Here is a 13024-nt window from a genome sequence, read left to right as displayed (position 1 = left end):
TAGCAAAGTCACATATTATTAGCATAAATTACAGTAAAATCATATAACTTATTGAAGTTAAAAGGATTATCCGATGAAAATCATTAATCTAATTGTTATATTGTTGTTTAATTGTGTCGGAGGATTGCTAAGTTATCAATGGTGTTATCGCTTTATCAAAAGACAATACCATACACCTGAATATTATTATTTAATGTATTATGGATTGTGTTATTTCTGTTTTATTCTTATTTCAATCTTCATTTTAAACAAAATAAAAAAACCGTCAGGTTTAGTCTTTTGTGGTTTACTTATTGGCATTTTAATTAGCCTTATTTTTATGATTATCCCTCGGTTAATTCGATATCCTTATTTATATCAGCGTTATTTAATCAATTCGATTGGTATTGATTTGCTGATATCAGCATGGATCACGCTTAATTTTATAATATACCCAGCTATTTTATTGTGCTGTCACTACTCGATTTTTTGGATTGAAAAAATATATAAGAAATGTATTTTCAAGCAATAATAGATGTTTCCCCATAGATAAAATATTAGGCAGTACGCACGAGTATAAATAAAAATAAGATCGCAACTTGTTAAAAAGCATTTAACGATCTAAAAAACAATATTTTTTACTGAAACGTAGGGTTACCTGAAACTTTTTGACAAAATTATACTCATTTGTTTACTTAATTTTTTAAAGACAAATGAAAAATTCATGCTAATAAAAAAAATGCTTGCTAATATATTTTTATGATTGTTTTAATTAACCGTATTGAAGTTCAACTAATCTATTGATTCCGTATGAAACTTAAATAGTTAGGTAGCCAATACGGTTATAACCATCTAAATTAGGTTTTGATAGCTGATTTTTGCCGAACAATTTCAAATAAACAAACACCAGTTGCAACCGATACATTTAGTGATGACACAATACCCGCCATTGGAATGCTGACTAATTCATCACAGTGTTCTTTGGTTAAACGACGCATCCCTTCACCTTCAGCACCCATTACCAATGCAAGTGCGGTCTGTGTTGATGTTTTATAGAAGTCTGTTTGATAAAGCGTTCTATCAGCTTCTCCAGCGGTGCCCACAATCCAAACTTGGTACTCATCTTGCAGCATTCGCATTGTACGAGCCAAATTGGTCACCCTAACCACAGGCACGCTTTCAGCTGCACCACAAGCAACTTTTTGTGCCGTTGAATTGAGCGGTGCGGAGCGATCCTTTGGTACAATAATAAAATCGACACCAGCAGCATCAGCAGTTCTTATACATGCACCTAAATTATGCGGATCAGTTACACCATCTAAAATTAAAATAACTGGATTTGGCTGTTGTTCCATGAGCAAAGGTATATCATTTTCTTGATAACCTCGATTCGGCGTAACCATGGCTAAAATACCTTGATGTACACCATTTTTAGATTTTTCATCTAACCATTGGCGATTAGCAACTTTAACTGGCAAACCAAGTTGCTCTAATTGACGCACAACGGCAAGAAGGCGTTTATCTTCACGCCCTTTAATAATAAATACTTCAATAATTCTTTCTGGCGAACGTGCTAATAATGCTTCAATGGCGTGTAGGCCATAAACTGTTTCACTCATTTATTTGTTACTCTTTTATTTTATTAACTATTTGGTTTTATTGGTTGATTTTGATTTACTACGTTTTTTACTTTTGGCTTTCACTTCAACTTTAGCACTTGCTTTCATGTTTGATTTAGCGCTTGATTTTGCCTTTTTTGGGGTACTTGATTTAGTACTTGGTTTAGTATTTTGCTTAGTATTTGGCTTCACGCTACTTTTTTTACTGGTTGATTTTTTGCCTTTTCGTTTTATTGGTAAATCGGCAATTTGATCGTTTTTGACTTGTTTGGACTTATCTTTTGCCGTTTTACCCTGACGTTTTGGCTTATTATTACTGCCAACCAATGAAAAATCAATTTTACGTTCTTCTGGATTAACATTATCGACTTTCACTTGCACTTTATCGCCTAAACGATAAGTAAAACGTGTATTTTCACCAACTAGGCGATTGTGCGAGGCATCAAAAAAATAGTAATCATTTTCAAGCGATGACACATGCACTAAACCATCGATAAATAGATCGTCCAACCTCACAAAGAAACCAAAATTAACCACGCTTGAAATAGAGCCGTTAAATACTTCACCTACATGATCTTGCATGTAATCACACTTAAGCCAATCCACGACATCACGTACGGCCTCATCAGCTCGCCGTTCGGTCATTGAACAGTGTTCACCAAAGTAAAGCATTTCATTTGTATCATAACGATACCCCCCTGTTTTACTGGTTTTATGTTTTTCATCAGCTAAAATCCATTTGATAGCACGATGCAAAAGCAAATCAGGGTAACGGCGAATTGGCGAAGTAAAATGTGCATACTCCTCAAGTGCCAAACCAAAATGTCCTCGATTTTCTGGGTCATAAATAGCTTGTTTCATAGAGCGTAAAATCACGGTTTGCAACATATCATGATCAGGGCGTGTTTCAACCACTTTCATTAATTCGGCAATATCTTTAGGTTTAGGACTTGCACCACCACCAAGTGATAAACCAAGTTCACTTAATACACTGCGCAAGTTACTCATTCGATCTTCATCGGGTCTGTCATGTACGCGGAATAATGATGGCACTTGGGCACCAATCACTAATTTTGCCGCTGAAACATTGGCTAAAATCATACACTCTTCAATAATTTTATGTGCCACATTTCGCTGTGCCAGTTCAATACTTTCAATACGTTTATCGGCATTAAAAACAAATTTAGGCTCTTCTGATTCAAATCCTATTGCACCACGGGTAACCCGTGCTTTATCAAGCACATTATAAAGTCCATAAAGATTTTCAAGATGAGGGACTAATTCATGATAGTGTTCACGAAGTTCTTCATCACCATCTAAAATCTTAGCCACTTTAGTATACGTTAACCGAGCATGCGAGTTCATTACCGCTTCATAAAACTCAAACCCCGTCAACCGTCCACGATTAGACACCGTCATTTCGCAAACTAAACATAAGCGATCAACTTGCGGATTTAACGAACAAAGCCCATTAGATAATGCTTCTGGAAGCATTGGTACAACTCGTGAAGGAAAGTAAACCGATGTACCTCGTAAACAAGCTTCTTTATCTAACGCCTTACCTGGTCTAACATAATAACTCACATCTGCAATAGCCACCCATAACCGATAGCCACCACCACGATTTTTTTGGCAATAAACCGCATCATCAAAATCACGGGCATCTTCACCATCAATTGTTACCAAAGGTAATTGTCGCAAATCTCTTCGCCCTTTTTTAGCACTTTCTGGCACTTGTTCGGTGAACTTGCTTACCTCTTTTTCAACAGCCTTTGGCAATTCATAAGGGATTTCGTGATTCCGCAGAGCAATATCAATCGCCAAATTAGTCCCCATTATTTCACCGAGCACTTCTTTTATAATGCCAACAGCTTTTTGACGGCGTTCAGGGCGTTGTTGTAACTCAACCACCACCACCGTTCCCATACGAACCGTGCGGCTAGGTTTACCCGCAATTAAAATATCAAAGTTTAAACGGCTATCATCAGGGACAACAAAACCAACCCCTTGCTCAATAAAATACCGCCCAACAATTTGATTATTGCGTGGCTCTAAAATTCGCACAACACGAGCTTCCATTTTTCCGCGATATTTAGTTCCCATTGGCTGAGCTAAGATTACATCGCCTTGTAAAACTTTTTTCATTTGCTCCGGTGATAAAAAATAGTCTTCAGGACTTCCTTCAACGCGTAAAAAACCGAATCCATCACGATGCGCAATCACACTGCCTTTAACCATATCAAATTTTTCAGGCAAGGCATAACATTTACGGCGTGTAAAAACTACTTGTCCATCACGCTCCATTGCGCGCAAACGACGATGCAATGCCACTTTTTGCTCTTCATTTTTAATATCAACAGCTTGAGCAATTTTTTCTAAACTAGCAGGCTTTGCTTCTTGTTTAAGGTAATCTAAAATAAGCTCTCGACTGGCAATTGGGGAATCATACTTCTCTGCTTCGCGGTCAAAAAAAGGATCTTTTATCATAAGGAATATCCTGTGACTAATATTAACTGTAGCATAACACAGAGTCGTATAACTTAAAATGAAGATTCAATTTATAACCAAGAATCAAAATCTATAAAATAAATTATAAAAACATAAAAAAATATCTAAATCCGCATCAAAATAACGTATTGAGCCTTAATGGCACTGCTAAAGAATCATAATTCAGTAGATAATTATTTTACAATACTACATAAATCATATTGTGTTGATTTATATTTTGTATTAATGATATTTTTAAATCAATATTATGAAAATAGTTATAGAGGTGTTTGGTTTAGGGCGTTTTGTCTTTGCCAAATAAAACGTCCTAAACCTCACTACGTTAGAATAAGCCATAACTCTCAGTTATTTACACCATAAGCCCCCTTTCGTCTCAAGATCTAAAGATTAAGTACCAAACGCTAAAAGCTAAGGTATGGTGCAAACACCATAGGCGGGTCCATCGCCGAGTATAACATCGCCATCGTACGTGCTGACATGGAGCTTGCTACTAGCTGAGCCGTCACTCGTCATGCTGTTCTCGGAGAAACCTGAATCAGCGTAGATGCCCACCGAACCCCACTCCGTAAAAAATCCAGCGCCTATGTGACGCCTGTAACCATTCCAATCAGACGACGGCATGGCGCTATTTATGCCATTTATACATGGGAAAAAACCCATATCCCCTCTTACACCACACTTCGCATTGGTTAAATCCCTTACCCTCGGCATGCGGTAACCCAAACTATCACACCATGCTGAATAGTCACTATAATCTCTCCATGTATGCCCCCGACTGACGAACCACTGCCTCAACACAAATCCATATTTTACTACCTCATCATTGGTATTAATATCTCTACCCACTAACTCAAACGTCTGCGGTAACTTTGGCTTAGCAATTGGGTTAGGATGAGGATTGTCCCATTGATTTCTTGCCTCTGGACCTGCTAGCTTAACACGGGCGACAACTTGTCCCCCATCTTCATAAGGAATCCAGTAATCATTAGGTACAACATTTGTCACTGTTGCAGTAATTCCCTCATGCGTGACTGGTTCCCATGTCAATTCTTCTGGTTCTATTCCTGTTATGAGTAAATCAAAATATAAATTATGCGCACCTGTAGTCGGAAAATTTAGGCTGTATGATTCAGGATTGGTAGATTGAACTAAAAAGCCCTTATTAGGATTCCATATGTCAGCTGGGCCTGCATATCGGTCATCATAAATATTAGATAGATACGGCCTTACATAATTGATAACTGCCGACGGTTGTAGCATTATTGCATCACTGCGATTACTCGCTTGAGCTTTTTTACCATTCGCCTGAACATTCCATGACGATGACAATAATAACAGTGCTAATACTAGCAAAGCTGTTTTAGGTGATTTGAGCAATAATTTCGATAATAATTTGAGAGATAATTTGGAAAGTATAAATGAGCTTAGTGTAAAAACTCGTCGAATAAGATTATTTGATAAATTTAAGACATAGGTTTGCCAGTGCTGGTGTCTGGTGTCTGGTGTCTAAAATGATAATGCATTACGTTCCTCGTGTCAAGTAATATTTTGTTTTATTTGAATTTTTATAATTATTCGCTTATTTAATAAGCTTGTTTTCCTACAACGATAAAAGTATAGCCATTAAAAAAATGGTTGGCTAGTTTTTTGGCGGACTTTTTTGTAAAGAAATGTAAAGATAAAACAATTCGACTTTATAGATAGGTTAATTTTATAATTAAAATATGCTGTTAGCTTTATAGCTTTTGAATTTTGTCGGAATAACTGATATTGGTGGTAACGTTTAATTTAAGAATTTTGAGCGTAACATCTTACAACTCACATGAGATACAAAATATGAACTACGGTACCCAACGCTCTCGCTCTTAACCATCGGTATGATTTACTCGAATCATTATGATATTCGCCTTTTTTAAGCCTATTTGCTTTGCTAAAAAGTGCCAAGTTGTTCCTGATAAATTGGCATCCCTAACAAAGCACAAACACACCAAACAGTCCTATTTGGCGTGCTGCCCTCAGTCTATCAGCAAAGCACTCCGACACAGTTAAAAGATAGGTAAATTAACCTTGCTGTGTTGTGTGTTTTCTCTAAAATATCTCAGGTAGACCATTGATTTTATTGAAGTTTTTTATTTTACTTAATTTAAGTAATTATTAGCTAATTTCTGTTTTTATTACAATGTTTTTGCTGTGTTTTTTGTGCCTTGCACACAACTAATCACTTTCGTTAGTTAACACCGTATGGGATATAAATTTACTTTTATACTAAATAGATGTTTTATTGGAGCGGGAAACGAGGTTCGAACTCGCGACCCCGACCTTGGCAAGGTCGTGCTCTACCAACTGAGCTATTCCCGCTTATTGAGGTGCTTCGTAAGAAGTGGTGAGCATTATACAAAAATTTTTGTATCTCGCAACCTCTTTTTATTATTATTTTTTGTCTTTCCAACTAAGTGATTCAAAAACACCAAATAAAAATAACCGTAACACTTTAAATTTGTCTTGTTGTTTTTCTTGTTTGGTCATGGTTGAGTTTAACATCCAAGCTTGTAAGCCATGAGTAACAGTAAAGGCGATTAAGCCAATATTGGCAACAACATTTGCCGGTTTTGGATATGGGTGGATTAAGTTAAATAATAAAAATAACCACATTAATGAGTATAAAGTTTTACCAATAAAGATGAACATTAATTATCTTCTCGTATAAATAGATAGCTGTGAACTTGCCCTGCAATTTTTTCACGATGTAAGCGCCAGTTAGTTGGAATATAAGTTGTTAGATCATGCTGTATTTCTGTTTCAATATAAATATAAGCCAACGGTTTTAGCCAGTTGTTATTTTCAAGTTCGTTAACCGTTTTTGCGACTAATGATTGATGAAATGGCGGATCGATAAATACAATATCAAACTGTTTTACTGCTGGCCTGTTTAGCCATTGTAAAGTATCAGTATGATAAATGTCGATTGCGTTGCTAGCAATAATCTGTTTATTTTTGCTAAGTAGCTGTGCTACTTGTTTATCTTTTTCGAGCAAAGTAACACTTTGGGCTCCTCTTGATACTGCTTCAAAACCTAATGAGCCACTACCCGAAAAGCAGTCCAAACAATCACTATCATGTATAACTGGCATTAACCAGTTATATAGAGTTTCTTTGATTCGATCGGTGGTTGGGCGTAATCCTTGTTTGTCTAGTACCGACAATTTACGCCCACGCCATTTTCCGCCAATAATTCTTATTGAACCATTCATGCTAAATCCTTTATTAGAATAGTTCTGAAGTATTACCTTCTGAATCTGTTACTTTCGTGCCCACCTCTTGGGTCGCATAAGTCGTTGGTTCGGTACCTTTTATAAAGTACTCTGACATTGTTTTAGATCCAGATTGAGGTAATAGACCTGTTTTTTGATCAATAGTAACAGAAATAACATTTGCAGGTTTTACATCTTCTATTACTGGTACATCTTTTAGGGCAACTTTCATATAATCAACCCATATTGGGTTTGCGGTTACAGCCCCTGCTTCAGCTCGGACAGTTCGCCCCAAGTCACGGCGATGATCATCAAATCCCATCCAAACAGTAGTTACAATATTGCCACCAAATCCAGAAAACCAAACGTCTTTAGATGAGTTAGTTGTCCCAGTTTTACCACCGACATCTTTTCTACCCAATGCTTTTACACGCCATGCAGTACCTTGCCAATCTGAACCACCAAATACGATGGATCGAAGACCATCTTTCATAATAAATGCAATACCACTATTTACCGTATGCGGTGCGTATTTTGGTGTTACATCAGTGACTTTATTTTCAGTATCAATATCAGGTAAAATTATATTATCATCTGCTTTTAGATTTTCTTGCTCTGGCTCTTCATTACCTAATTCGGTTGATTCATTTTCAACATTATCAAGTGATACTGGTGTGGCCCCTACAATGACGTCATCGTCAGTACAATTGTGACAAGCAATTAAAGGTTGATGCTGATAAATTAGACCTTTACCATCATTTTCCTCAATTTTTTCAATTAAATATGGTGATATTAAATAACCGCCATTAGTGATCACCGAATAAGCTCTTGCCACTTGCAATGGCGTAAATGATGCCGAACCTAAAGCTAACGATTCATTATAAGAAATATTTTCTTTAGGAAATCCAAAACGCTCTAAATAAGTCGCAGCATAATCTATACCAACTGCACGCAATGCTCTTACCATCATTACATTTTTAGACATTCCTAGGCCAATTCTTAAACGTAAAGGTCCTGCATAGGTAGGTGGTGAGTTTTTAGGACGCCATGTAGCACTACCCGCAGAACGAACAATTGGTGCATCATTAAGAAGCGTAGCCATTGTTAAACCTTGCTCTAATGTTGAGGTATAAATAAATGGTTTAATATTCGAGCCTAATTGCCTTAGTGCTTGTGTTGCTCGATTAAATTTACTCAAATTAAAATCATAACCACCAACAATCGCTTTGATTGCACCATTGTCTGAATCAAGTGATACTAGCGCAGCGTTAACAGCTGGAATTTGTGATAATTCCCAATTATCATCAGTTTTTTTGACCCAAATTAACTGTCCTGCCTTGATGGTGTCAGAGACTTTTCTTGGGTAAGCGCCTTGTCTTGTATCGCTAATAAATGGACGCGCCCATTTCATGTTTTGATATGCAATAGTAATATTACTTTTATCAGATAATACCGCTGTTGCTTCTTTATCTGAAGATGTCATGACCACCGCTGGGCATATTCCGCCATAGCACATGTATTTATTAAGAGTTTGCTGGATTTGTTCAGAATTCCATGGTGCTTCGTCTGGTTGCCATAATATTTTTTCAGCACCACGATAACCATGTCTGGTATCATACTCAATAATATGCTTTTGCACTGTTTCTGTTGCAGCTATTTGATCGGTTTTTGAGATAGTTGTATAGACTTTATAGCCATCTGTGTAGGCATTTTCGCCAAATTTGTCGTACATAAATTGACGTGCCATTTCGGCAACATAAGGCGCCGAAAACTCAATTTGTGGTGAGTGGTAGCTAGCGCCTAACGGTTTTTTAATCGCTTCGTCATATTCTGCTTGAGTAATATAGGATTGATCTAGCATTCGTCCTAGTACCCAATTGCGTCTAGTCAATGCTCGTTCTGGATGTGAAATTGGGTTGTAAGCTGATGGTGCATTTGGTAAACCAGCTAATAAAGCCGCTTCATCAACAGTTAACTGTTCAGGTGTTTTACCAAAAAAAGTATAAGATGCAGCAGCAACACCATATGCCCTCGATCCGAAGTTAATCATGTTAAGGTATAGTGCCATGATTTCTTCTTTTGATAACTCTTTTTCCATACGGATAGCCAAAATCATTTCTTTGACTTTACGCGCTATACTTTTTTCAGGTGTTAAGAAAAAGTTCTTAGCGACTTGTTGCGTAATTGTACTGCCACCTTGAGAAAATCCTTTCTGCTTTAAACCAATATACATCGCTCGAGCAATACCAACTGGATCGATGCCAAAATGTTCATAAAAACGAGCATCTTCAGTTGCAATGACCGCATTAATAACTATTGGAGGAATTTCATCATATTTCAGAGGGGTTCTACGCCGTTCACCAAAAATGGCAATTAATTCACCATCTTTGCTTAATACTTGCATTGGTGTTTGAAGTCGAACATCTTTTAATGTAGTGACATCAGGAAGATCCTTTGAATAATGAGCATAACCTGCAATACCAATAATTAAGCCACAAAGAAATAAGCCAACGAATAATTTTAGAATAATTTTTAACACTCTAATTAATATCACAAATCTTTCCTATTCTAAATTTTAAGGCAAAAATAATGGCACGAGAGTTCTCTCTGCGCCAAATTTAGTAACACTATCTTCAGTTCTGGATCTTCACATTGACATTAAAAAAAATGTCTATGGTTGATCGCTCGTTTATTAAAACACACAAAAATTATGCGCATTATCTCCCATATTTGTCTTTATTTTAAGTAATTTTTTGCAAAAGAATGAAATAATCCTAATTTAACTAAAGTAAAGAATAAATTATGTGGAGCATAAAACTTAGCATATCAAAGATACAATTATTGATTTCAACTCTTTTTTACTCAGTGTTAATCGCACTTTGTTTAGTTATGTTTGCTAACACATACTTAAATTGTTATACCTTTGTTATTATTCTATTATTAATAATAGAATGGTGGCACAGTCTGTGTTACTTCAAAACTATTAAAGACGAATTTGCGCTATTTCACTGTATCAATCAAATATACTGGCACAAACAACGTTGGTACTTAATGCATAGACCGTTGATATTTCGTTATATCATTATTTTAAACTTAAAATCACGACATAATGGCAAACGCTGTACGCTATTATTAATGGTTGATAATCTTCAACCTAATGATTGGCGTACATTACGTTTTTACTTAAAGCAAATCGAATTAAATTGACACAAACACCTACTTTCCTGAAACTTTTTGCCATAAAAATCGTTACACTAATGGGATTTTTTGATCCAATACTGATAAGGTTGAGATTCTATTTGCAATGACAGTAATTGATGATCCATATGGCGACAAAAGCTAGGTACATCACGAGTAGTTGCAAAATCATCAGCGATCACATAAAGAACTTGTCCTATAGATAGTTCTCGGATCGCTTTTCTAATTAACATAATAGGTTCAGGACAACGCAATCCAAGCGTGTTGAGTTCTTTGTCAATAGTTATATTCATATTTAATAATTATAAAAACAGTTTACTTAGATAATGCGGTACAGCATCTTGAGCGTTAGAGCCAATAACCTCTAACTCAGGCAATAATGATTTTAATTCCGAGCTTCCGTTTTGCATTATACAACCTTTACCTGCGGCTTTTAGCATTTCGTAGTCATTCATGCCATCACCAAAAGCGATACTATCTTTTAAACTGTAACCTAATTTTTCTACCACTTTTTTTAGTGCACTACCCTTAGACACATTTTCGGCCATCACTTCAAGGCAATTTAGGGTTGAAAAAGCAATGCTAAGTTTGTCACCAAATTTTGCATCAAGTCGATTCTTTAATTGGACTAAATGCGGGTAAAGTGCATTATCCGTTGTCGTAAAATAAATTTTAGCAACATCGCTAGTGTCAAAATTAAGTGGATTAAATAATTGATAAGTAAAATCTGTGTCTCGAAAGAATTCTAATGAATATGTATCTTCTTTATTAATTAACCAATGATCACCACGATATACATGAGTATAAATTAAAGGATCATCCATACTCATTTTAGCTATTTCACTAGCAAGCGATGGGGAAATACTTTGGCTAAAAACTAGATTACCTTCGCTATCATGCACCCTAGCACCATTTGCTGTTATCATAAAGGCGTCAATTTCCATGTTTTCACGCATTTGAGCGACATCAATGTGGTGTCTGCCAGTTGCAAAAACAAAGTGAATGCCTTTTTTACGTAACGCTTGAAGGACTTGCTTGGTATAAGGTGATAAGCTATGTTCAGGAGTTAATAAAGTACCGTCTAAATCAGAAGCAACAACATGCATAATATTCTCTACTTTTATAATTAATGGTAATAATAATATACTTTAAAACAATATTTACTTATCAAAGCAACTGCTAAAACAAGTTAAAGTATGATACAACTCCGTTAACATTTACTCAACCAATTGCGGTGTAATAAAAATAACCAACTCTCGTTTTTGCTGTTTTTTTCTATTATATTTAAATATATTTCCAATAATGGGCACATCGCCCGCACCAGGTACTTTTTGTTGCCCATTGGTGTTAAGCTGTTGAAAAATACCACCTAAAACTACTGTTTCGCCATTCTTTATTTGAACTTGTGTTTTGATCTCTTGTGTATCAATAGCTATCGCCTCACCACCATCACTACGTTTTATTGAGCGACCAGTCGTATTTTGCGTAATGTATAAGTCTAAAATCATCCTATCATCTGTTAGTACTTTCGGTGTGACCTCTAGCCCTAACACCGCAGGCTTAAATTCAATAGATGTTGCACCATTACTACCACTAGAAACCTCGTAAGGAATTTCAGTACCTTGTTTTATCGACGCCATATTTTGATTGGCTGTTAACAAATTTGGGCTGGCTATAATTTCAAGTTGATTTTCAGATTCGAGCGCTGATAACTCTAAATTAAGTAAATGACCAGATATTTTAGCCAAATTAAAACCTACAGTTGTGGTGGGATAACTAGCTCCAAGCCCCACATCGAACTTATCTAATAATTGCGATGATTTTCCTGAATATCCCCATTTTATACCCAGCTCTGACATGCTCTCCTCATTCATAGTAACAATATGCGCTGAAATATGAACTTGAGGCATTGGTTTATCCAGTGTTTTAACTAATTTTTGGATATTAGCAAATTGTTTAGCTAAATCGGTAATGATAAGCGAATTTGTCCGCTTATCGAGCGTAATCTTGCCCCGTTCTGATAATAATCCTTGTTGTTGAATTGTTTCAATTAAGGTGGCTGGGTCTGCATGATTAACAGCTATAGGCAAAGAATTAAGTGGTTGGTTTAATTCTTTTTCTCTTTGTTCAGATTGCTGTTTTTTCAATAAAACTTCTGGTTCTATCGCTTTAGATACGAACAAAATATTATCGTCAATTTCGGCTTGTAAATTTGCCGAATCTAATATGATCTTTAGCGCTTTGTGCCAATCAACGTTGTTGAGTTTAATGGATTGCTTAATTGGTATATCTTCGGTCATGACTAAATTCATCTGCTGATTATCGGCTAAAGCTTGTAAGATAATTGCAATGTCGGTTTGGTAGAATGTCATTGAGATATTTTGTTGCGAATCGACATTTACTGATTGCTTCATATTTGCGTAAGTTGTATTTATGATCATTGTTACAAATATAAAAATTATTACAGCT

The 13024-nt window shown here is 36.0% G+C and carries 10 protein-coding genes and 1 tRNA gene; 1 reads left to right on the top strand and 10 read right to left on the bottom strand.

The window, feature by feature from the left end:
• Positions 1–836 precede the first annotated feature (836 nt).
• The 7 genes from rlmB to ACGH6Q_RS03055 form a co-directional block, all read right to left on the bottom strand.
• On the bottom strand, positions 837–1598 hold the full coding sequence (rlmB, locus tag ACGH6Q_RS03085) for a 23S rRNA (guanosine(2251)-2'-O)-methyltransferase RlmB (protein ID WP_411591808.1): 762 nt from the start codon (positions 1596–1598) through the stop codon (positions 837–839).
• Positions 1599–1625: 27 nt separating this feature from the next.
• Entirely contained in the window at positions 1626–4085 is a 2460-nt protein-coding gene (rnr, locus tag ACGH6Q_RS03080) for a ribonuclease R (RefSeq protein ID WP_411591806.1), read from the bottom strand.
• Between the two features lie 429 nt (positions 4086–4514).
• Positions 4515–5435: a hypothetical protein gene (locus ACGH6Q_RS03075; RefSeq protein WP_411591803.1), complete on the bottom strand. Its 921-nt coding sequence runs from the start codon at positions 5433–5435 to the stop codon at positions 4515–4517.
• A gap of 953 nt (positions 5436–6388) precedes the next feature.
• A tRNA-Gly gene (locus tag ACGH6Q_RS03070) sits at positions 6389–6464 on the bottom strand.
• Positions 6465–6536: 72 nt separating this feature from the next.
• Complete coding sequence (locus ACGH6Q_RS03065; protein WP_034915035.1) at positions 6537–6794, bottom strand: DUF1145 domain-containing protein; 258 nt, start codon at positions 6792–6794, stop codon at positions 6537–6539.
• The gene (gene rsmD / locus ACGH6Q_RS03060; protein WP_085164687.1) at positions 6794–7357 is read right to left on the bottom strand and encodes a 16S rRNA (guanine(966)-N(2))-methyltransferase RsmD; all 564 of its coding nucleotides are present in this window, start codon (positions 7355–7357) and stop codon (positions 6794–6796) included. Before rsmD ends, ACGH6Q_RS03065 begins: the two co-directional genes overlap by 1 nt.
• Before the next feature lie 13 nt (positions 7358–7370).
• Positions 7371–9911, bottom strand: coding sequence for a penicillin-binding protein 1A (locus ACGH6Q_RS03055; protein ID WP_411591800.1), 2541 nt, complete (start codon positions 9909–9911; stop codon positions 7371–7373).
• Positions 9912–10159: 248 nt separating this feature from the next.
• Here ACGH6Q_RS03055 and ACGH6Q_RS03050 point away from each other — a divergent pair, with 248 nt between their 5' ends.
• Positions 10160–10564, top strand: coding sequence for a protein YgfX (locus tag ACGH6Q_RS03050; protein WP_366940510.1), 405 nt, complete (start codon positions 10160–10162; stop codon positions 10562–10564).
• Between the two features lie 47 nt (positions 10565–10611).
• Here the strand turns inward: ACGH6Q_RS03050 and tusA are convergent, their stop codons facing one another.
• The 3 genes from tusA to ACGH6Q_RS03035 all read right to left on the bottom strand — a co-directional run bounded on the left by tusA (position 10612) and on the right by ACGH6Q_RS03035 (position 12969).
• The gene (gene tusA, locus ACGH6Q_RS03045) at positions 10612–10848 is read right to left on the bottom strand and encodes a sulfurtransferase TusA (RefSeq protein ID WP_065589573.1); all 237 of its coding nucleotides are present in this window, start codon (positions 10846–10848) and stop codon (positions 10612–10614) included.
• A 9-nt stretch (positions 10849–10857) separates the two neighbouring features.
• The gene (locus tag ACGH6Q_RS03040) at positions 10858–11664 is read right to left on the bottom strand and encodes a Cof-type HAD-IIB family hydrolase (protein ID WP_065589572.1); all 807 of its coding nucleotides are present in this window, start codon (positions 11662–11664) and stop codon (positions 10858–10860) included.
• Positions 11665–11772: 108 nt separating this feature from the next.
• On the bottom strand, positions 11773–12969 hold the full coding sequence (locus ACGH6Q_RS03035) for a secretin N-terminal domain-containing protein (RefSeq protein WP_411591798.1): 1197 nt from the start codon (positions 12967–12969) through the stop codon (positions 11773–11775).
• Positions 12970–13024 lie beyond the last annotated feature (55 nt).

This window comes from Gilliamella sp. BG2 (assembly GCF_046635645.1).
GTDB classification, from domain to species: domain Bacteria; phylum Pseudomonadota; class Gammaproteobacteria; order Enterobacterales; family Orbaceae; genus Gilliamella; species Gilliamella bombi.
The sequence above is the reverse complement of the archived record's forward strand: the minus strand, read 5'-3'. Positions and strand labels throughout refer to the sequence as shown.

Coding starts and splice junctions, on each gene's coding strand:
- rlmB (WP_411591808.1), bottom strand. CDS start 1,598: ATGAGTGAAACAGTTTATGGCCTACACGCCATTGAAGCATTATTAGCA.
- rnr (WP_411591806.1), bottom strand. CDS start 4,085: ATGATAAAAGATCCTTTTTTTGACCGCGAAGCAGAGAAGTATGATTCC.
- ACGH6Q_RS03065 (WP_034915035.1), bottom strand. CDS start 6,794: ATGTTCATCTTTATTGGTAAAACTTTATACTCATTAATGTGGTTATTT.
- rsmD (WP_085164687.1), bottom strand. CDS start 7,357: ATGAATGGTTCAATAAGAATTATTGGCGGAAAATGGCGTGGGCGTAAA.
- ACGH6Q_RS03050 (WP_366940510.1), top strand. CDS start 10,160: ATGTGGAGCATAAAACTTAGCATATCAAAGATACAATTATTGATTTCA.
- tusA (WP_065589573.1), bottom strand. CDS start 10,848: ATGAATATAACTATTGACAAAGAACTCAACACGCTTGGATTGCGTTGT.
- ACGH6Q_RS03035 (WP_411591798.1), bottom strand. CDS start 12,969: ATGAAGCAATCAGTAAATGTCGATTCGCAACAAAATATCTCAATGACA.